The following is a 19,909-nucleotide window of genomic DNA, read 5'->3' on the forward strand; positions in this document are numbered from 1 at the left end:
GGTGCATCCGGTGCGGAAAGCCATTCTGGCCCAACGTTCCACCTGCGAAGGCCAACCGGATGGAGAAAATTAATGGCACTACCTGACTTCACAATGCGTCAGCTGCTCGAGGCTGGCGTTCACTTCGGTCACCAGACCCACCGCTGGAACCCACGCATGAAGCCGTACATCTACGGCGAGCGTTCCGGCATCCACATCATGGACCTGTCCCAGACCGTCCCGTCGCTCCACCAGGCGCTCGTTTTCGTGCGCGACACGGTTGCCAAGGGCGGCCGCGTTCTCTTCGTCGGCACCAAGCGCCAGGCGTCTGATCCTGTGGCAGAAGCAGCCCAGCGCTGCGCCCAGTATTACATGAACCACCGCTGGCTCGGCGGCACGCTGACCAACTGGACCACTGTGTCCAAGTCGATCAAGCAGCTGAAAGAGCTGAACGCGATGTTCTCGACCGGTGGCGGCGAAGGCCTCACCAAGAAAGAGCTTCTCGACCTGGAGCGTCGCCGCGACAAGCTTGAGCGCGCCCTTGGTGGTATCTCGGAAATGGGCGGCCTGCCGGCTGCCATGATCGTGATCGACACGAACAAGGAAGCCATTGCCGTCATGGAAGCCCGCAAGCTGGGCATCCCGGTCGTGGCTGTTCTCGACACGAACTGCGATCCTGCAGACGCTGACTACGGCTTTGCCGGCAACGACGACGCGGCGCGCGCCATCTCGCTCTACTGCAACCTGTTCGCAGACGCAGTGCTCGATGGTCTCGCAGAGTCGACGGCTGGCCTCGGTGTTGACCTCGGCGCCCTCGAAGATCTCGATGGCCTGGCCGATGCTGACGTCGCTGCTGCTGATGGCGAAACCACGGAAAACGCAACGGGCGCCTAAGCCCTCCGAGTTGAACTTTTACACTGAAGGATAACCGCAATGGCCCAGATTACTGCTGCGCTCGTCAAGGAACTGCGCGAGAAAACCGGCGCAGGCATGATGGATGCGAAAAAAGCCCTCGTTGAAAATGACGGCGATGAAGAAGCCGCCATCGAGTGGCTGCGCGCCAAAGGCCTGTCCAAAGCTGCCAAGAAGTCGGGCCGCACCGCGGCTGACGGCCTCGTGGCTGTGAAAGTGTCGGCTGACGGCAAGTCCGGCGCGATCGTCGAACTGAACGCCGAAACTGACTTCGTGGCCCGTAACGAAGGCTTCCAGAAAGCCCTCGCCGGCATCGCTGAAGCCGCCCTCGGCACCGATGGGTCTGTTGAAGCTGTTGCAGCTGCGCCTGCACCAGACGGCAACGGCACGGTCGACGACATGATCAAGCGCATGATCGCCACGATCGGCGAAAACATGACGCTGCGCCGTTCGGCAAAGGTCTCGGCAGACAAGGTCGCTTCCTATATCCACAACGCCGAAACGGCTGGCATGGGTAAGGTCGGCGTCCTGGTGGCTCTGTCGGGTTCCGGCGACCTCGAAGACATCGGTCGCAAGATCGCGATGCACATCGCTGCCACGTCGCCGGCTGCTGCCACGACGGACGAGCTCGACCCGGCGCTTGTTGAAACCGAGAAGCGCGTGCTGACCGAACAGGCCCGTGAAAGCGGCAAGCCTGACAATATCATCGAAGGCATGATCAAGGGCCGGATGCAGAAGTTCTACAAGGAAGTTGTTCTTCTCGAGCAGCCCTTCGTCATGAACCCTGACCAGACGGTTGCGGCCTATCTGAAGGATCAGGGCGCGACTCTGAACGGCTTCGTCCACTTCAAACTGGGTGAAGGCATTGAAAAAGCTGCGGATAACTTCGCAGATGAAGTGGCTTCCCTCACAAAAGGCAGCTGATCGGGCTTGCCTTTAGCCCCACGTGAGGCCTTAAACAGTCCCGGCTGCCCATGACAGGCAGCCGGGAATCTTTTAGGAGCTCTATTCAGGGCTTCAAGTGACGGAGAAAGCTATGCCAGGCGAGAATCCGGAGACCAGCCCGCTAAAATACAAGCGTGTGCTCCTCAAACTGTCCGGCGAGGCCCTCATGGGCCCCGGCCAGTTCGGCATCGACATCCCGACCGTTGAACAGTTCGCCAAAGCCATTGCAGGGGCCCGCACAGCCGGCGCCGAGATCTGCCTCGTCATCGGGGGTGGCAACATCTTCCGGGGCATGGCGGGCGCTGCCAAGGGCATGGAGCGGGCACAGGCCGACAGCATGGGCATGCTGGCCACGGTCATGAACGCTCTCGCCATGCAGAGCGTGCTGGAAAGCCAGGGCGTGCCGACGCGCGTCCAGTCGGCCATCAACATGGACCAGATCTGCGAACCCTATATCCGCCGCCGCGCCCAGCGCCACATGGAAAAGGGCCGCGTCGTCATCTTCGCAGCCGGCATCGGCAACCCGTTCTTCACCACGGATACGGGCGCAGCCCTGCGCTGCATAGAAATGAATTGCGACGCCCTCCTGAAGGGCACCCAGGTCGATGGCGTCTACACGGCCGACCCCAAGCTCGACAGCAGCGCAACCCGCTATGAGAAGGTGGCCTATCAGGAATTGCTGGCCAAGGACTTGCGAGTCATGGATTCGTCGGCGGTCAGCCTCATGCGTGACAACAATATCCCGATTGTGGTTTTCTCGCTCAAGGAAGAAGGTTCGCTCCTGAATGTCCTGCACGGGCGGGGCACATCGACAACGATATCGAATGAAGGAGGGGTCGCGAAATGACCTATGACAAGAAGGATCTTGAACGCAGGATGGAAGGCGCGCTGACGTCGCTGTCGACCGAGTTCAGCGGCCTGCGCACCGGCCGGGCCTCGGTGAACCTGCTCGATTCGATCAACGTGCCCGCCTATGGCTCGACCGTGCCGCTCTCGCAGGTCGCTTCGGTCTCCGTCACCGACATGCGCATGCTGTCCGTCAACGTGTGGGACAAGACCGTTGTTGGCGCGACGGACCGCGCGATCCGCGAGTCCGGTCTCGGCCTCAACCCGATCATGGATGGCCAGACACTGCGTATCCCGATCCCGCCGCTCAACGAAGAGCGCCGGGTGGAACTGACCAAGATTGCCGGCAAATATGCCGAAGCGGCCAAAGTCGCCGTGCGCAACATCCGCCGCGACGGCATGGACAGCCTGAAGAAGATGGAGAAGGACGGCGAGATCAGTGAAGACCGCCTCCACAGCCTCTCCGATGAAGTCCAGAAGCTGACGGACGCCTTTGTGGGCCGTGTGGATGACGCGCTGAAGGCCAAGGAAACGGAGATCATGCAGGTCTAATGGCTGCTGCATCCGCCTCTGATGTCACCAATGTTGTATCGGGGCAGCAGCCGGGACTTTCCCATGTCGCGATCATTATGGATGGCAATGGCCGCTGGGCCAAGGCGCGGGGACTGCCGCGTGCGGCCGGCCATGAGCGGGGCGTCGAGGCGCTGAGGCGGACAGTGGAAGCCGCCGGCGAGATCGGCATCCGCTATCTTACGGTTTTCTCCTTTTCGACCGAGAACTGGCGTCGGCCTGCCGCTGAAGTCAACGCGCTGTTCGGCCTGCTGAAGGCCTATGTCCAGCGCGACCTGGCCCGGCTGACGCGGGAGGGCGTGCGTATTCGCATCATCGGCCAACGCGAAGGCCTGCCGGCGGATGTCGCGGCCCTCGTCGACAAGGCCGAGCGAACAACGGCCGACAACAGCAAATTCTTCCTGACGATTGCCTTCAATTATGGTGGCCGCGAGGAAATTGCCCGCGCTGCCCGCCGCATGGCGCTCGCAGTTGAGGCGGGTGAACTGAAGCCAGACGAGATCGACGAAACGCGGCTCGGCCATTTTCTGGATACCGACATGCTGCCGGACCCCGACCTGCTTATCCGCACGAGCGGCGAATACAGGCTCAGCAATTTCCTGCTCTGGCAGTGCGCCTATGCAGAACTCGTTTTCATGGATGTCCTGTGGCCGGACTTTGATCGCGCCTCTCTTGAGGAGGCGCTGGCGAAATACCAGGAGCGCGAACGCCGGTTCGGCGCGGTCTCGCCTGGGGCCTACTGATGGGCGACTGGACGCCGCGCGATAGGCGGTTCTCGGAACTGGGACTGCGCCTGATGTCCGCAGCGGTGCTCATTCCCGTGGCCGTTGGGATGGTCTGGGCGGGCGGCTGGTGGCTTGGCATAGGCTGCGCCGTCTTCGCAGCTGCCATGGCCCATGAGTGGAGCCAGATAAGCGTCTTTCCACGGCCGCGCGCCATGTCTGCCGCTGCCGCGCTATTCCTGCTCTCATTGCCCCTCGGCGTCTTATGGGTCTCTGCGCTGGTTTTTGCTGCCGGGATGGTGTTTTGCGCCGTCGCAGCGGGCGGTACGCCGCGCGTTCGCAGTACAGCCATGTTCGGCCTGCTCTACGTCTCCGGCATGGCGGCTGGCCTCTATTTCCTTCGCTCCGGCCCCTGGGACGGCCGCGCGGCGGCCCTGTTCTTCATGTCGCTTGTCTGGGCATCTGATGCGGCGGCCTATTTCACCGGGCGCGGTCTCGGCGGACCCCGCCTCCTGCCGAGCGAGAGCCCCAACAAGACCTGGAGCGGGGCGTTGGGCGCGGTGACGGCCTGCGGCCTCTGCGGCCTCGCCATCGGCGACATCGAAATGGCATCCTATCCTGTATGGATTGCTGCAGGAGTCGGCACTTCTGTCGTCGCCCAGATGGGGGACCTCTTCGAGAGTGGCATCAAGCGCCGGTTCAAGGTCAAGGATGCAGGCACTTTGCTGCCGGGACATGGCGGCGTGCTCGACCGCGTGGACGGTCTGGGTGCTGTTTGTATTTTCGGATCGCTTGCGCTCTATGCCATACCGGGGTTCGCAGAAACGCTTGGATTCTAGTTCATGGCCGAACCCCGTCGTATTTCCATCATGGGCTCGACCGGCTCGATAGGCACATCTGCCCTCGACGTCGTCGCGCAGGCCAATGCGGCAGGTGACACCCCGTTCGAAATTGTCGTGCTGGCGGCGGGCAAGGATGCCGCCGCGCTTGCCGAACAGGCGCTGGCCGTCCGTCCTGAAATTGCAGTCATCGCTGACGAGAGCCAGCTGCCCGATCTGCGGAAACGACTCGCGGGCAGCGGCATCGAAACCGCCGGTGGTGCATCAGCCATTACAGAATCAGCCACACGACCCTGCGACCGCGTTCTGGCGGCCATTGTGGGCGCGGCAGGGCTGGCCTCCACGCTCGCTGCCGTGCGCCAGGGCACGGATGTCGCCATCGCCAACAAGGAAAGCATCGTCTGCGGCGGCAAGCTGATCCTTTCCGAGGCGGCCAAGTCCGGAGCGCGCATCCTGCCGGTTGATTCGGAACATAGCGGCATTTTCCAGTCCATCGGCGACGGTCGATCGCTTGAGAAGCTCAGCATTACCGCCTCCGGTGGCCCGTTTCGCACGGCATCTCTGGAAAAAATGGCCGGCGCAACGCCCGCTGAGGCGGCTGCCCACCCCAACTGGGCCATGGGAATCAAGAATTCCATCGATAGTGCCACCTTGATGAACAAGGCGCTCGAATTCATCGAGGCGGCCTACCTGTTTGAGGTCGATGCGGCGCACATCGAAGTCCTCGTGCATCCGCAATCCATCATTCATGGCATGGCGCATTTCACCGATGGCTCGGTGATCGCCCAGCTGAGCATGCCGGACATGCGCTCCCCGATTGCCTATGCCCTCGGCTGGCCGGACCGGTTAACCACGAATGTCGCCCGGCTCGACCTGGCGGCGCTGGGCCGTCTGGATTTCGAACCTGTTGATCCTGCGCGCTTTCCGGCCATCGAACTCGCCCGGCACGCGATAAGTCTCGGAACAGGCGGTACGACCGTATTAAATAGCGCTAATGAAGCCGCCGTTTCTGCATTTATTGCGGGTCAATGCGGATTTCTGGACATAAGCTGGGCGGTAGAAGAAGCCTTGAGTCGCTTTTCTTCCGGCAATATGGCCTCATTGGCCTGTGACACGCTGGATGAAATAGCTTATCTGGACCAGTTCGGACGCGATACGGCGACCGAATTGTTAAGAAGGGCCCCTAGCCGGGCAGGAGGGTAAGTCGTTTGGGTCAGCTGCTTAGCCAGGGTCCGCTCTTCATCGTGTGCCTCGTCTTCATGATGGGCATCGTCGTGATCATTCATGAGCTTGGACATTATCTCATGGGCCGCCTGTTCGGCGCCGCGGTTGAATCCTTTTCGGTTGGCTTTGGCCGCCCCGTTTTCGAGCGCAAGGACAAGGTCGGCACGCGCTGGCGCGTCAACTGGATCCCGCTCGGCGGTTTCGTGAAATTCGTCGGCGAAAGCCAGCTGGCCGGGGATGTCGGCAAGGTGGAGCAGGGGCCTCTCGGAAAGGCCTACAAGAACCTGACCGTCTGGCAGCGCATGCTCGTCAGCCTCGCAGGCCCCCTCGCCAATTTCGTTCTGGCCAGCCTCATATTCTCCCTCATCCTCGGCACCCATGGCCGCACCAATTATTCCGTCGGGATCGCCGCCGTCGTGGCCGATTCGCCCGCTGAGCGCGGTGGCCTGAAGGTTGGTGACGCCTTTGTCAGCATCAACGGGCATCCGGTCACCGATGCGAGCAGCATTACCATTCCGATCATGCTCAATCCGAATGAGGAAATGACGTTCGAGATGCTGCGTGATGGCGCGCCTGTTACGTTGAAAGTGACGCCGGACGAAGTGGTCCGCGAAAACGAGTTCGGCCAGATGGTGCCCCAGGCGACCATCGGCATCGGGATGGCGCCAATCGCGATGGGCGAGCGGATCAAATACAATCCCGTCCAGGCGCTCGGCGCAGGCGTGGTGGAAACAGGCGCAACGATTGACCGGACCGTCACCATGCTGTCGCGCATCGTGACCGGCAAGATGTCCGTGCACACGATGACCGGCCCTGTCGGAATCGGTGATATTTCACGGCGGGTCGTCAACAAGGTCTGGGAACAGCCTGACGTCAGCCAGACCGCCAAGCTGGAGCAGCTATTCTGGATGCTGCTCAGCATTTGCGCCGCCATTTCCGTTGGTGTCGGCTTCTTCAACCTCCTGCCACTGCCTGTGCTGGATGGCGGACACCTCGTCTTTCATGCTTATGAAGCGATTGTGGGCAGGGAACTGCCAGAGAAAGTGCAGGAGATGAGCCTGACATTCGGTCTGATCCTGTTATTGGGGATGGTAGTGGTGATCACATGGGGTGACATCATGGAGACCGGCTTGTTCGGGGGAACGGGCGGCTGATACGGCTGTCTCAAAGAAAACAAGAAAGATTTGTCCACAATGCGTAAGTTCCTTGCAGCAACCCTTATGGCGACCAGCGTATTTTCGTTCGTCGTCCTGCCGGGACTGACCAATACCGCCGAAGCGCAGGAAGACAGCCGCTATGGCGGTACGATCCGCTCCATTCTTGTTGAAGGCAACCAGCGTATTGAAGCGCGCACGGTGCAATCGTATCTCCTGGTGGAGCCAGGTGATCCGTTTGATCCGGAACGTATCGACCTCTCCCTGAAGACCCTGTTCGCGACCAACCTGTTTGCTGACGTGTCCATCGACCGGAGCGGGGACGACCTGCTCGTCCGCGTCGTCGAGAACCCGATCATCAACCGCGTGATTTTCGAGGGCAACAAGGCCCTCAAGGACGACAAGTTCAAGGAAGAAATCCAGGCTGCTCCGCGCGGCATCTTCACCGCCGCCCGCGTTCAGGCCGACGTGCAGCGCATCCTGGAGCTGTATCGCCAGTCCGGCCGTTTCGCCGCCAAGGTCGAGCCGCAATACAAGCCACTCGAGCAGAACCGCGTCGATCTCGTGTTCGAAATCACCGAAGGCCCGGTCACCGGCGTCCGCTCGATCAACTTCATCGGCAACAAGGCCTATTCCGACTCGCGCCTGCGCAGCGAGATCGTGACACGTCAGTCGCGCCTCTGGCGCTTCTTCAGCTCGAACGACAACTATGACCCCGGCCGTCTGGAATATGACCGCGAGAAGCTGCGCGAGTTCTACCAGAACAATGGCTATTACGATTTCCGCGTGGACTCGGCTGTCGCCGAACTGACGCCTGACCAGAAAGACTTCTACATCACGATGACCATCGATGAGGGTCGTCAGTATGATTTCGGTGAGGTGAAGGTCGAAACCGCGCTTGAGAAGCTCGATGCCAAGGCGCTGCGCGCCGCCGTGCCCATCCAGCCGGGCGACCTCTTCCGCGGCAACCTGATCGAAGACACGATCGACACACTGACCTACGCCGCCGGTATTGCCGGCTATGCCTTTGTCGACATCCGTCCACAGCTCGACGTGAACCCCGATACGGGCCGTATCGACGTCACCTTCGCGGTGGATGAAGGTCCGCGCGTCTATATCGAGCGCATCAATATCGTCGGCAACACGCAGACCCTCGACCGCGTCATCCGCCGTGAACTGCGCATTTCCGAGGGCGATGCCTTCAACCGCATCCTGCTTGACCGTTCCAAGAACCGTGTGCGTGCACTCGGATTCTTCAAGGATGTCGAAATCGTGGAAAATCCGGGCGATGGTCCGGACAAGAGCATCGTTGACGTGAAGGTCACCGAGCAGCCGACGGGCGAGCTTTCCTTCGCAGCGGGCTTCTCGTCGGTCGACTCCTATCTCTTCGATCTCAGCGCCTCCCAGCGCAACCTGCGCGGTCGTGGCCAGTCGGTCGTCGCGCGTATTTCGACGTCCAGCCGTCAGCAAGTGGTGGACCTGCGCTTCACGGAGCCTCGCTTCCTCGACCGCAACCTGTCGGCAGGCGTTGATGTCTACGCCACCAAGCAGGACTTCAAGGACTATGGCAGCTACACGGCCGAAACCATCGGTACTGGCCTGCGCGTCGGCTTCCCGCTCAGTGAACGGATGCAGATGGGCCTCAGCTACAAGATCCAGTCGGATGACGTGCAGATTCCGGATGTCGACATTCTGCTCGATACACTCACAGGCTTCCAGTCTACGCGCGTGATCCAGACGGCCGGCGCCGACACGCCGAATGATCTTACCGATGACAAGTATCGCGCAGCGACAACGGAAGACTTCCCGGATGAGCTTCTGGTTGTCGACCGGTGTGACCCGCTCTTCCTTCTGCGCGATTCCAGCTGCCGGTCAGAACGCAGCGAGATTTCCAGTATCGTCGGCTACAGCTTCTTCTGGGACCGGACGAACGATCCGATCCAGCCAACACGCGGTTTTGACTTCCGCTTCAGCCAGGAAGCCGCTGGTCTCGGCGGGGATGTGAAATACCTCCGGACCGAAAGCAGCGCATCGCTCTATCGCGGCATCTGGAAGGGCGTCATTGCCAGTGCGCGTTTCTCGGGCGGCTATATCTTCCCGCTTGAAGATGGTCAGGGCATCCGGATCAACAACCGCTTCTTCCGGGGTGGCAGCACGTTCCGCGGCTTTGACGTGGCCGGCCTTGGCCCACGCGAAATCGTGCGGACCTATGATCCCGAAACCGGTGAACTCCTGTCGACGCGGCGCGGTAACTCGCTCGGCGGCAACCTATATTACCAGGGTACATTCGAGCTCACGCTTCCGAGCGTCTTCCCTGAAGAATATGGCATCAAGAGTGCCCTGTTCGCAGATGTCGGCTCTGTCGGCACGCTGCGTGGGCCTGATGTCAGCCCGACCATCTACTATGATACGACAGACGCAGCCGGTAATCCGGTGTCGGCTGTGCGTCTCACCAAGGATGCCACATCCCTGCGGGCGTCCGCCGGTCTCAGCGTGTTCTGGGATTCCCCATTCGGACCCATCCGCTTTGACTTCTCGCAGATCCTGCGCAGGGAAGACTATGACCGAACCGAAACTTTCCGGTTCTCAACCTCTACACGTTTCTAATCCAGAAATGCCAAACAGGAGACGGACCATGTCCCTATTCAAGAACATGCTTATTGCCCTTTCGCTGGTTGTCAGCGCTGCGGCCGTTACGGCCCCTGCAGCGTCTGCCCAGGGCACGACCGTCGTCATGATCGACGAGGGCCGCATTCTCAGCGACAGCAAGGCCGGCAAGGATATCCAGACCAAGCTGAAGAACCTTGAGACCCAGATGAAGAACGAGCTGGAGCCAACGCGCGCCACGCTCGAAACGGACGGCAAGGCGCTCCAGGCGAAGGTCGAAGGCAAGACCCGTGAAGCGGTCGCTGCCGATACGGCGCTCGTCTCGCAGCTCACGGCTTACCAGACCCGCGCCAACGCCTTTGCCCAGAAGCGCCAGACCGTCAGCCAGGAATTCCAGCTGACCGAGCGCGCAGCTCTGATCGAGTTCAACAAGGCGATCGAACCTGTTCTGATGGACGTCGTGAAGGAGAAGAATGCCCAGGTCGTGATGTCGAAATCCCAGGTCATCTACAGCACGGATGCGATCGATGTGAGCGCTTTGGTGATCTCCAAACTGGATGCCAAGACGCCGACCATCGCGGTAACACGCCAGCGCGCGCCGGCCCAACCCGCACAATAGGACTGAAGGCTCCGTGACGGTCGATCCACGCTTCTATGCACCGCAGGGCGCTCTGACGCTTGGCAAGATCGCGGAGCTGACGGGTGCCACCCTTGAGGGCGACCCGTCGGTCGAGATTACAGGGGTCTCCGCAGCGGCCACAGGTCGCCGCGGAGACCTCGCTTTTCTCGACGGTGACGGCAAAGGCGAGGTTTCCGTCGGCCCTGATGTGTCGGCGCTTATTCTCAACGAGGCCAATCGCAAGCATGTGCCGGAAGGCGTTCCCTGTCTTGTAACATCGCTGCCGCGCCATTTTCATGGCCTTGTGGCCTACGCGCTGTTCCAGCCGCGTCACCTCGTCTGGTCGGGCGACGACCGCATTTCACCTGAGGCCAAGGTGCATCCCGGTGCGATTGTGTCGCCCGGTGCCGTCGTGGGACCCGGCGCCACGGTTGGTGAGGGCACGGTCATCGGCGCCAATGCAGTGGTCGGACCCGGCGTCCAGGTTGGCCGCCATTGCCGTATCGGGGCCAATGTCTCGCTTATCTGCGCCCTTGTCGGCGACAAGGTCACGCTCCTGTCGGGTGTGCGCATAGGCGAGGCCGGCTTCGGCGTCACAGGTGGTCCGGCCGGCATGGAGGATGCGCCCCATTTCGGACGCGTTATCCTGCAGGACAATGTCACCATCGGCGCCAATTCCTGCATTGATCGCGGCGTGTTCGACGACACGATCATTGGCGAGCGCACCAAGATCGATAATCTCTGCCAGATCGCCCACAATGTCGTTTTCGGACGCAGCGTTGTCATGGCCGCGTTCGGCGGCATTTCCGGCTCTGTGACCGTCGGTGACGGCGCGCGGATCGGTGGACGCGTCGGCATTGCCGATCATGTCGTCATCGGCGACGGCGTGAACCTTGCGGCCTCGGCAGGTGTTTTCCGCAATATCGAGGCAGGCGAAACATGGGGCGGCACACCGGCCAAGCCCATCCGTCAGTGGATGCGGGAAGTTGCCTGGTTGCAGAAACAGGCAAATCCGAAGAAAACCTCCTGAACGCGGCTGCCCCGATCTTCCCTTAACCGCAGCGCCCGGACCCGCCTATGCCCGTCGAAATCCATCCTACCGCCTATGTCGAGACCGGCGCCGAGCTCGGCGAAGGCACGCGCGTCGGCCCGTTCTGCCATGTCGGCCCCCATGCCGTGATTGGCGCTGGCAGCGAGCTGCGCTCGCATGCTGTCGTTACCGGGCACACGACGCTTGGCGAGAACAGCGTCCTGCATCCCCACGCCGTCGTGGGTGGACCCCCGCAGGTGATCGGTTTTCAGGAAACGCCTGAGTCCCGTCTCCAGATCGGCAACAATTGCACATTCCGGGAATATGCGACGGCCCATACCGGGATCCCGAAATTCGGCGGACTGACCCAGGTCGGCGACAATTGTTTCATCATGATTGGCGCGCACATCGCGCATGACAATCACATCGGCAACAATGTCGTGATGGCCAACAATGTTTCGCTCGCAGGCCACATCACCGTGGGCGACAATGTCTGGTTTGGCGGGCTCGCCGCCGTGCACCAGTTCACGCGCATCGGCCGGAATGCCTTCATCGGTGGCGGCGCGATCCTCGTCGAGGATGTCATCCCGTTCGGCTCCGTTGTCGGCAACCATGCCAGGCTCTCCGGCCTCAACATGGTGGGCCTCAAACGGCGCGGATTCGACAAGGCGCAGCTCCAGGAAATCCGCGGGGCCTACAAGGCCGTCTTCACCGGCGACGGCATCTTCAAGGACCGTCTGGCGCAGGCCGCCGTGACCTTCGCCGACAAGCCATTGGCCATGGAATTGATCGACTTCATTCGCCAGGGCGGCGACCGGCCGATCTGCAAACCCTGATGTGCGCGTCATGACTGCACCTCTCGGATTGATTGCGGGCCTTGGTGACCTGCCGGTCAGCATCGCAGAAAATGCCGTGGAGACGGGGCAGGGCGTATACGTCCTGCGGCTCAAGGGCTTTGAAGAGCCGCGTCTTGCCGCCTATCCGGGCGATGTGGTCGGCCTGGGCGAGATCGGCAAACTGTTCACCCTGTTGAAGGCGGCCGGCTGCAAGGACGTGCTGTTTGCCGGCATCGTGAAGCGCCCGAACTTCAAGGACCTCAAGCTGGACCTGCGCGGCGCCGCCCTGCTGCCCAAGGTCATCGCCGAAGCCGGCAAGGGCGACGACGCGCTCTTGCGCCTCATGGTCAAGGAAATGGAGAAAAACGGCTTCAACGTGGTGGGCTCCGATACAGTCAATGCCGGCCTTCTCGCGCCTTCAGGCCTGATCGCCGGTCCTCAACCCACCGAGACGGCGCTCGCGGACATCTCGCGCGGCGCCCATGTCGTGGCGGCCCTCGGCGATCTCGATATCGGGCAGGGCTGCGTGGTCTGCGAAGGGCTCGTGCTCGCCGTTGAGGCTCAGGAAGGCACCGACGCGATGCTGGCACGGTGCGCAGGCCTCCCGGAAGCGATCCGGGGAACTCCCGACGCGCGCCGCGGCGTTCTCGTAAAACGGCCCAAACCCGGTCAGGAACGCCGCATAGACCTGCCCACGGTCGGCGTCTCAACGGTCGAACATGTCGCCGCTGCGGGTCTCGCAGGGCTCGCCGTCGAGGCTGACGGCGCCCTGATGCTGGGCCGGGACAAGATGCAGGCCGCTGCAGAGCGGCTCGGCGTCTTCATCTACGGATTCGACACATGACGGCGCCCCGGCTCTATTTCGTGGCGGCTGAGGCCTCCGGCGACCTGCTGGCCCGCGAAGTGATTGAAGCCGTCAGGGCACGGCAACCCGGCGCGCATATCTCGGGCATTGGCGGCGCCGAAATGGCATCCCTCGGCATCGAGTCGCCGCTGGATATCGCGCCGCTCTCCGTTCTGGGCCTTCTGGAAGGTCTCAAAGCCTATGGCACTGTGGTGAAGCTGGCCGACATAGCCGCTGACGCCATTGTCGCAGATGCGCCTGACGCCGTGATCCTGGTGGATTCATGGGGCTTCATGCTGCGTGTTGCGCAGCGCGTCCGGGCGCGGGCGCCGCATATCAAACTCGTCAAGCTGATCGGGCCGCAGGTCTGGGCCACACGGCCGGGCAGGGCGAAGACGCTCGCCGCCACCGTGGATCACCTCCTGTGCATGCACGAGATCGAGGCGCCATTTTACGAGCCCTATGGCCTGAAGACGACGGTGATCGGCAATCCGGCCCTCTCGCGTCACCAATGGGGGAATGGCGAATCCTTCCGCATCACCCATGGCATTCCTGCCAATGCGCAAGTCGTGCTCGTTCTGCCCGGCAGCCGCTCGAGCGAGATCAAGCGTGTCGCGCCGGCGCTCGTTGAAGCGGCCCGAATCCTCAAGGACTCCGACCCGGACCGCACGATCATCATGGCGCCCGCCGCCAGCGTCGCCGCGCAATTCGCCGAGGCCTTTCCGGATGTTGCGGAATGGGCAACGGTCTCGACCAATCCGGCAGAGCGCTATGATGCCATGGCGGCGGCCGATCTGTCGCTCGCTTGTTCCGGCACGGTGACAAGCGAGCTCGCCATGCAGGGCACGCCGATGATCGTCGCCTACAAGACCGGCTGGGTCACCTGGTCGCTTGCGCGCGGGCTCCTCTACAAGAAGCGCCACATCACGCTCCTGAACATCGTCAGTGATGATCAGGAGATCGTGCCGGAATTCGTCCAGACACAGCAAAAGCCCGAGCTTATCGCGGCACGCGCGCTGCAATGGCTGACCGATCCGGACGCGCTGGCCGATCAGAGGGCCGAACAGCAAATCGCCCTCTCCCGGATGAAAGAGGGCGATCGCGATGCAGCCGAAATTGCGGCTGAAGTGATCCTTGAGGAAGCCGGCGCCTAGCGCTTGTCCATCGGAACGTAATCGCGCTTGGCGTGGCCGGTATAGATCTGGCGCGGACGGCCGATGCGCTGCGTCGGGTCGTCGATCATCTCGTTCAGCTGGGCGACCCAGCCAACCGTACGGGCGAGCGCGAACAGCACGGTGAACATCTGCTTCGGGAAGCCCATCGCATCGAGAATGATGCCGGAATAGAAATCGACGTTCGGATAGAGCTTCTTCTCGACGAAATACTCGTCTTCGAGCGCGATACGCTCCAGCTCCATGGCGACTTTCAGGATTGGCTGGTCGCGCAGGCCGAGCAGGTCGAGCACTTCGTGGGCCGATTCCCGCATCACGGTGGCGCGTGGATCGTAGTTTTTGTAGACGCGGTGACCAAAGCCCATGAGGCGGAAGGGATCGTCCTTGTCTTTGGCTTTCTCGATATATTCGGGAATGCGATCGACCGTGCCGATCTCGTGCAGCATGTTGAGGCAGGCCTCGTTGGCGCCGCCATGGCTTGGGCCCCAGAGGCAGGCAACGCCTGCAGCGACAGCCGCGAACGGGTGAGCGCCCGACGAACCGGCAAGGCGCACGGTGGATGTCGAGGCGTTCTGCTCGTGGTCGGCGTGGAGGATGAAGAAGCGGTCCATCGCCTTGGCGATTTTCGGGTCAACGTTGTAATCCTCGGCGGTGACCGAGAAACACATGTTCAGGAAGTTCTCGGCATAGGAGAATTCGTTGCGCGGATCGACGAACTTCTGGCCCATATTGTACTTCAGGATGCGGGCGCAGAGCGTCGGCATCTTGGCGACAAGGCGGATCGAGCCGAGGTGGCGCTCCACAGGATCTTCGCTGTCGATGGCGCCCGGGTAGAAGGAGGCCATCGCACCAACGGCGCCGGTCAGCATCGCCATCGGGTGGCTGTCACGGCGGAACCCTTCGAAGAAGCGGTCCATCTGCGTGTGGAGCAGGGTGTGCTGCTTGATCTCGTTGTTGAAGACGTCGAGTTCGCTCTTGGTCGGCAGGGCGCCCTTCAGGATCAGGTGGCAGACTTCCGGAAACGTCGACTGTTCGGCCAGCTGGCCGATCGGGTAACCACGGTGCAGCAGCACACCTTCGTCCCCATCGATGAAGGTGATCTGGCTTTCGCAGCTGGCTGTCGACGTGAAGCCGGGATCGAAAGTGAAGTGGTTGGATTCCGCGTAGAATTTGCGGACATCGACAACGTTTGGCCCGTGTGTACCGGACAGGACCGGCAGATCATAAGATTTGCCAGCGACTTCAAGCTTGGCGGTTCCGGCGTTCTTGGTCTTGTTTTCCATCAGCATATGCCCTTCATGTTCAGTGTCTGTCCGGCGTGGCTCAGGTGCCAGCCTGGACGAGTTGATCGTCAATTCGCCCGAGCGCTTCCTCTTTGCCGAGCCATTCCAGCACCGGCGCAATGTCGGGTGCGGGAAGGCCGCCAGTGAGTGCGGCACGAAGTGGTTGACCTACCTGCCCCATAGATAGGTCTTGTGCAGTGCAATACGAAGTAATCGTTCCCGAAATTTCTTCGGCTGTCCACTGCGATATCCGCGCCAGTTCGTGGCGCAACCCGGCGAGCCGGTCAAGCCCTTCCGGGGAAAGCGCCTTCCTGGCGTTCTTGTTCAGATCCAGTGGTCGCTGGGCCTGAAGGAATGCAAAAGCGGATGCCAGCTCTGACAGGGTGGTGCCACGGTCCTTCAAATGTGGCAGCGCGCGGAGAATGCGCGCCTGTTGATCCGGCTGCAGCGGGCCCTCTGCCTCGAACAGCGGCTTAAGCAGGCCGAACAGCCGGTCATCGTCGGCGAGGCGCATGAAGTGCGAGTTGATCTGGCCCAGTTTCTCAAGGTCGAGCCGGGCGGGCGCGCGCCCTATGCCGGCGAGATCGAAGAGCGAAATGGCCTCTTCCTCAGTGAAGATTTCCTGGTCCCCATGGCTCCAGCCGAGGCGGAGCAGGTAGGCTTTCATGGCTTCCGGCAGGTAGCCCATCTCGCGATAGGCGAGTGTCGATAGCGCGCCGTGGCGTTTGGAGAGCTTGGCGCCGTCCGGCCCGTGGATCAGCGAGACATGCGCGAAGGCAGGCGCTTGCCAGCCCATGGCCTCGTAGATCGGGATCTGGCGGAACGTGTTGCGCAAATGGTCGTCCCCGCGGATCACCTGCGTCACGCCCATGTCATGGTCGTCGACAACGACGGCCAGCATATATGTCGGTGTGCCGTCGGCGCGCAGCATGATCAGGTCGTCAATCTCGCTGGCCTGGATGCGGACACTGCCCTGAACACCATCTTCCACAACGCGGTCGCCGCCATCGGGCGCGCGCAGGCGGATCGTGTAGGCGGCGTCTGGCGAGGGCGCCGGCGCACCGTCACGCCATGGCGACCGGTAGGGTGCCAGCAGGTCATTTGCCTCGGCCAGCAGGGCGGCGCGGGCCTCCTCGCTCAAGCCCTCGGCCTTGGCGGCCTGACGCTTCTCCTCGCCGAGGTCGCGGCGGGCCTGCAGCTCTTCAGGGGTGGCGTAGCATTTGAATGCTGTGCCGCGCGACAGCATCTCGGCGGCCACTTCGGCATGGCGCGCTTCACGGCTGGATTGCATCAGCGGCGGCTCATCGGCCTCAAGGCCAAGCCAGGCCATGCCTTCAAGGATGGCGGCGGTGGCTTCGTCGGTCGAACGGGCGCGGTCTGTGTCTTCGATACGCAGCAGGAAGCGGCCGCCATGGTGGCGGGCAAACAAGTAGTTGAAAAGTGCGGTCCTTGCCCCTCCAATGTGCAACATGCCGGTGGGAGAGGGGGCAAATCGCGTGACAACGGTCATAAGGGCGGCGGGCTCCAGGTAAATGCAGGCGGATAGTTCATCTGCGGTGCACAAACACAAGGTTGCGCCGGAAGGCAAGGGGGCGGCCCCGGCCTGGCACACCCTGTGGACCGGGATGTGGTCGCTCGCCGCGATTGATGCGCGCCCGCTCCTGTTCGCCTTTTCCCTCTGCGCGGGAGCCGCAACCTACTTTCTGGTCCCCGAGGAGCCAAGACTTTTGGCCTGTATCGGCGCATGGATCGGGGCAGCCGTGCTCCTGCTCGCCGCCCGGCGCATGGTGACGTGGACCTTCCTCTATGTGCTGATGGTGGCCGGTTTCGGGATCGTGACGGGCTTCACGGCGGGCGCTGTGCGGGCCCGGCTTGTGGACGCGCCGGTCGTGAGCGAGGCAACGCGGCCGGTCATGCTGGAAGGCTGGGTGGCGGGTGTGGAGCCCGGCAAGAAGGGGCCGCGCCTGCGCCTTGAGGTTCATGCCATTCAGGGCTTCGCGCCGGAGGACCAGCCGCGTTTCGTGCGGCTGACCCACATGGCACGGCTGGAAGTGGCGCCCGGCCGCTTCGTGCGCTGCTGGGCCGTTCTGAGACCGCCGCCGGCGCCCGTCCTGCCCGGCGACTATGATTTCCAGCGGCAGGCCTGGTTCCAACAACTGGGCGCCGTCGGTTATGTGCAGGGCCGTTGCCGGGGCGGCACCCTCGGCCCGCCGACCGGGCTTGCTGACCGGCTTGGCCTCAGCCTCTCGACCTTTCGCCGGAACCTCGCCGCCCATGTGAATGTCGCGGCAGGCGAGCGCGCAGGCGGATTTGCAGCGGCGCTGATCTCGGGGGATCGCAGCTTCATGGCGGAGGAGGACCAGGAGGCGCTGAGAGGATCAGGTCTTGCCCACCTGCTGGCCATTTCCGGCCTTCATATGGGCATTGTCGGCGGCCTTGTGTTCTTCCTGACGCAGAAGGTACTGGTCCTTTTCGAGCCCTTGGCGCTGCGCGTGCCGGTGCAGAAGCCGGCGGCAGTGACGGCGCTTCTGGCGAGCCTCGCCTATCTGGTCCTCTCAGGGGCGAGCGTGTCGACACAGCGGGCCTTCATCATGTCGGCGGTCGTGTTCGGCGCTGTGCTGTTTGACCGGGCGGCGATCTCGATGCGGTCATTCGCGATTGCGATGATTGCTGTTGTGCTGCTGCAGCCGGAAAGCGTGATGACGCCGGGATTCCAGATGTCGTTCGCGGCGTCGGGGGCGCTGATCGCCACCTATGAGGCCTGGTCGCACCACAGGGCCGGGCGGGAACGCGTGCTGGGGCCGATCCCGTTTGCGTGGGCCTCGCTGGTGATGACATCTGTTGTGGCTGCTGTGGCGACTGCGCCGTTCGCACTTTACCATTTCGACAGACTGGCGGGGCTGGGGCTGATCGCAAACCTGCTGGCGATGCCGGTGATCAGTTTCGTGAGTGCGCCATCTGCGGCGCTGGCACTGCTGTTGACGCCGTTCGGGCTGGGGGATGTGGGGCTCAGGCTGTTTGGCTATTCGCTGGAGCTGGTGCTGATGATTGCGCATGGGTGCGCGGACATGGCGCCGTCGAAAGTGTCCCTTCCGTCGGCGATGCCGGGGGCGAGCATGGCGCTCTTTGCAGTCGCCTTGGCCCTTGTGACGACCGCTCGCGGGGCAGGTCGGGTACTTCTGTGTGCCTTCGCGGTCCTTCCGGCGGTCTATTTGTGGACATCGAGCCCCCAACTGGTGCTGCACTGGTCTGCTTCCGGCGAGGTTTTCGCGCGAACAAGCGCAGGCGGGATGACGCGGTTTGCGTTTGCCGATGGCGACGGCCTTGCGCCGCTGCGCTACAGCACGCTGGAGACGACGCGCTGCGGCGAGCTGCCGTGTGAACTCGAAACGCCGGCCGGCATCGTCGAACTGAGTGAAGAGGGGAGTTGCCGCCCGGTTGATGGGGCGGTCCTGCAACTGTCACTTACGCCACCCGGTGAGACATGCGCCTTCAACCATGATTGGGACGCGGTCAGCCGCGAAGGCGGGCTCTCCGTGTGGCAAGGCAAGTCGGGATGGGTCGTCGAGGCCGGTGCGGTATGCCGCGACCGGCCCTGGCGGCAGTGTCAGTCGTAGCGGCGGACGAGGGCGACGAGGCGGCCCTGTATCTGCACGCGGTCGGGACCGAAAATGCGGGTTTCATAGGCCGGGTTGGCGGCTTCGAGGGCCACGGAGGCGCCCTTGCGGCGGAGGCGTTTGAGCGTGGCTTCCTCGCCGTCGATGAGGGCGACGACGATGTCGCCCGTATTGGCGGCTTCGGTGCGGCGCAGGATGACGAGATCGCCTTCGAGGATACCGGCCTCGATCATGGAATCGCCTTTGACCTCGAGGGCGAAATGCTCCTCGCCCTCGGCAAGGTCATCCGGCGCGGTGATATGGCCATTGTCCTGCTGGATGGCAGAGATGGGCACACCGGCCGCAATGCGGCCAAGGATCGGAATGGCACGGGGCGCGCGGGCCTCGGTCGGAAGGCCGGTGGCGACAAGCGCGGGCTTGAAATCCTTGCGGCCGCGCGAGGCCTGCGTGGGAATCGCGGACTCAGGCATCTTGAGCACTTCAAGGGCGCGGGCCCGGTGCGCGAGGCGGCGGATGAATCCGCGTTCCTCAAGCGCCGAAATCAGGCGGTGAATACCGGACTTGGAAGCAAGATTGAGCGCTTCCTTCATTTCATCAAAAGAGGGGGAAACGCCGGTCTCCTTGATCCGCTCATTGATGAAGAGCAGCAGCTCTCTCTGTTTACTGGTCAGCACGGGTGATTCCTTCCGTCCGAATCTATGTTCTCATCT

The 19,909-nt window shown here is 62.5% G+C and carries 18 protein-coding genes; 15 read left to right on the forward strand and 3 right to left on the reverse strand.

What is annotated here, in order from left to right; genetic code table 11:
- Positions 1-72: 72 nt before the first annotated feature.
- The 14 genes from rpsB (at position 73) to lpxB (ending at position 14,281) form a co-directional block, all read left to right on the forward strand.
- Positions 73-873 carry a 30S ribosomal protein S2 gene (gene rpsB, locus HY30_RS17700; RefSeq protein ID WP_034744154.1) on the forward strand — a complete coding sequence of 267 codons (801 nt, stop codon included), beginning with the start codon at positions 73-75 and terminating at the stop codon, positions 871-873.
- A gap of 39 nt (positions 874-912) precedes the next feature.
- Positions 913-1,815, forward strand: coding sequence for a translation elongation factor Ts (gene tsf, locus HY30_RS17705; RefSeq protein ID WP_034744157.1), 903 nt, complete (start codon positions 913-915; stop codon positions 1,813-1,815).
- A 112-nt stretch (positions 1,816-1,927) separates the two neighbouring features.
- Entirely contained in the window at positions 1,928-2,683 is a 756-nt protein-coding gene (gene pyrH / locus HY30_RS17710; protein WP_034744160.1) for a UMP kinase, read from the forward strand.
- A complete protein-coding gene (gene frr, locus HY30_RS17715; RefSeq protein WP_034744163.1) occupies positions 2,680-3,234 on the forward strand; it encodes a ribosome recycling factor in 555 nt (184 codons plus the stop codon). Before pyrH ends, frr begins: the two co-directional genes overlap by 4 nt.
- Positions 3,234-3,995 (forward strand): isoprenyl transferase, encoded by a 762-nt coding sequence (locus tag HY30_RS17720; RefSeq protein WP_034744166.1) that lies wholly within the window; start codon positions 3,234-3,236, stop codon positions 3,993-3,995. The genes frr and HY30_RS17720 overlap by 1 nt, the downstream gene beginning before the upstream one ends.
- Entirely contained in the window at positions 3,995-4,813 is an 819-nt protein-coding gene (locus tag HY30_RS17725; protein WP_034744169.1) for a phosphatidate cytidylyltransferase, read from the forward strand. The genes HY30_RS17720 and HY30_RS17725 overlap by 1 nt, the downstream gene beginning before the upstream one ends.
- 3 nt (positions 4,814-4,816) lie before the next feature.
- The gene (dxr, locus tag HY30_RS17730) at positions 4,817-6,016 is read left to right on the forward strand and encodes a 1-deoxy-D-xylulose-5-phosphate reductoisomerase (protein ID WP_034744172.1); all 1,200 of its coding nucleotides are present in this window, start codon (positions 4,817-4,819) and stop codon (positions 6,014-6,016) included.
- Positions 6,017-6,021: 5 nt separating this feature from the next.
- Positions 6,022-7,191, forward strand: a complete 1,170-nt coding sequence (locus HY30_RS17735; protein WP_034744175.1) for a M50 family metallopeptidase — start codon at positions 6,022-6,024, stop codon at positions 7,189-7,191.
- A gap of 39 nt (positions 7,192-7,230) precedes the next feature.
- The gene (bamA, locus tag HY30_RS17740; protein ID WP_034744179.1) at positions 7,231-9,798 is read left to right on the forward strand and encodes an outer membrane protein assembly factor BamA; all 2,568 of its coding nucleotides are present in this window, start codon (positions 7,231-7,233) and stop codon (positions 9,796-9,798) included.
- A gap of 28 nt (positions 9,799-9,826) precedes the next feature.
- Positions 9,827-10,417, forward strand: coding sequence for an OmpH/Skp family outer membrane protein (locus tag HY30_RS17745; protein ID WP_034744181.1), 591 nt, complete (start codon positions 9,827-9,829; stop codon positions 10,415-10,417).
- Between the two features lie 13 nt (positions 10,418-10,430).
- On the forward strand, positions 10,431-11,447 hold the full coding sequence (gene lpxD / locus HY30_RS17750; protein WP_034744184.1) for a UDP-3-O-(3-hydroxymyristoyl)glucosamine N-acyltransferase: 1,017 nt from the start codon (positions 10,431-10,433) through the stop codon (positions 11,445-11,447).
- A 47-nt stretch (positions 11,448-11,494) separates the two neighbouring features.
- Positions 11,495-12,283: an acyl-ACP--UDP-N-acetylglucosamine O-acyltransferase gene (gene lpxA / locus HY30_RS17755; RefSeq protein WP_034744187.1), complete on the forward strand. Its 789-nt coding sequence runs from the start codon at positions 11,495-11,497 to the stop codon at positions 12,281-12,283.
- Between the two features lie 10 nt (positions 12,284-12,293).
- Positions 12,294-13,127 (forward strand): LpxI family protein, encoded by an 834-nt coding sequence (locus HY30_RS17760; protein WP_034744376.1) that lies wholly within the window; start codon positions 12,294-12,296, stop codon positions 13,125-13,127.
- Entirely contained in the window at positions 13,124-14,281 is a 1,158-nt protein-coding gene (gene lpxB / locus HY30_RS17765) for a lipid-A-disaccharide synthase (protein ID WP_034744190.1), read from the forward strand. The genes HY30_RS17760 and lpxB overlap by 4 nt, the downstream gene beginning before the upstream one ends.
- Here lpxB and HY30_RS17770 read toward each other — a convergent pair.
- Both HY30_RS17770 and gltX read right to left on the reverse strand, forming a co-directional pair.
- The gene (locus HY30_RS17770; RefSeq protein ID WP_034744378.1) at positions 14,278-15,582 is read right to left on the reverse strand and encodes a citrate synthase; all 1,305 of its coding nucleotides are present in this window, start codon (positions 15,580-15,582) and stop codon (positions 14,278-14,280) included. The two genes, lpxB and HY30_RS17770, sit on opposite strands and share 4 nt — an antisense overlap.
- Before the next feature lie 40 nt (positions 15,583-15,622).
- Complete coding sequence (gene gltX / locus HY30_RS17775; protein ID WP_034744193.1) at positions 15,623-17,092, reverse strand: glutamate--tRNA ligase; 1,470 nt, start codon at positions 17,090-17,092, stop codon at positions 15,623-15,625.
- A 46-nt stretch (positions 17,093-17,138) separates the two neighbouring features.
- Between gltX and HY30_RS19560 the strand changes: the two genes are divergently transcribed.
- Complete coding sequence (locus HY30_RS19560) at positions 17,139-19,199, forward strand: ComEC/Rec2 family competence protein (protein WP_162176976.1); 2,061 nt, start codon at positions 17,139-17,141, stop codon at positions 19,197-19,199.
- Here the strand turns inward: HY30_RS19560 and lexA are convergent.
- On the reverse strand, positions 19,190-19,873 hold the full coding sequence (lexA, locus tag HY30_RS17785; protein WP_034744196.1) for a transcriptional repressor LexA: 684 nt from the start codon (positions 19,871-19,873) through the stop codon (positions 19,190-19,192). The two genes, HY30_RS19560 and lexA, sit on opposite strands and share 10 nt — an antisense overlap.
- Positions 19,874-19,909 lie beyond the last annotated feature (36 nt).

The organism is Hyphomonas chukchiensis (assembly GCF_000682695.1).
Lineage (GTDB): Bacteria > Pseudomonadota > Alphaproteobacteria > Caulobacterales > Hyphomonadaceae > Hyphomonas > Hyphomonas chukchiensis.

What these genes read in the sequence shown, in the direction of transcription:
- rpsB (WP_034744154.1), top strand. Translation starts at nt 73, where the DNA reads ATGGCACTACCTGACTTCACAATGCGTCAGCTGCTCGAGGCTGGCGTT.
- tsf (WP_034744157.1), top strand. Translation starts at nt 913, where the DNA reads ATGGCCCAGATTACTGCTGCGCTCGTCAAGGAACTGCGCGAGAAAACC.
- pyrH (WP_034744160.1), top strand. Translation starts at nt 1,928, where the DNA reads ATGCCAGGCGAGAATCCGGAGACCAGCCCGCTAAAATACAAGCGTGTG.
- frr (WP_034744163.1), top strand. Translation starts at nt 2,680, where the DNA reads ATGACCTATGACAAGAAGGATCTTGAACGCAGGATGGAAGGCGCGCTG.
- HY30_RS17720 (WP_034744166.1), top strand. Translation starts at nt 3,234, where the DNA reads ATGGCTGCTGCATCCGCCTCTGATGTCACCAATGTTGTATCGGGGCAG.
- HY30_RS17725 (WP_034744169.1), top strand. Translation starts at nt 3,995, where the DNA reads ATGGGCGACTGGACGCCGCGCGATAGGCGGTTCTCGGAACTGGGACTG.
- dxr (WP_034744172.1), top strand. Translation starts at nt 4,817, where the DNA reads ATGGCCGAACCCCGTCGTATTTCCATCATGGGCTCGACCGGCTCGATA.
- bamA (WP_034744179.1), top strand. Translation starts at nt 7,231, where the DNA reads ATGCGTAAGTTCCTTGCAGCAACCCTTATGGCGACCAGCGTATTTTCG.
- HY30_RS17745 (WP_034744181.1), top strand. Translation starts at nt 9,827, where the DNA reads ATGTCCCTATTCAAGAACATGCTTATTGCCCTTTCGCTGGTTGTCAGC.
- lpxA (WP_034744187.1), top strand. Translation starts at nt 11,495, where the DNA reads ATGCCCGTCGAAATCCATCCTACCGCCTATGTCGAGACCGGCGCCGAG.
- HY30_RS17760 (WP_034744376.1), top strand. Translation starts at nt 12,294, where the DNA reads ATGACTGCACCTCTCGGATTGATTGCGGGCCTTGGTGACCTGCCGGTC.
- lpxB (WP_034744190.1), top strand. Translation starts at nt 13,124, where the DNA reads ATGACGGCGCCCCGGCTCTATTTCGTGGCGGCTGAGGCCTCCGGCGAC.
- HY30_RS17770 (WP_034744378.1), bottom strand. Translation starts at nt 15,582, where the DNA reads ATGGAAAACAAGACCAAGAACGCCGGAACCGCCAAGCTTGAAGTCGCT.
- gltX (WP_034744193.1), bottom strand. Translation starts at nt 17,092, where the DNA reads ATGACCGTTGTCACGCGATTTGCCCCCTCTCCCACCGGCATGTTGCAC.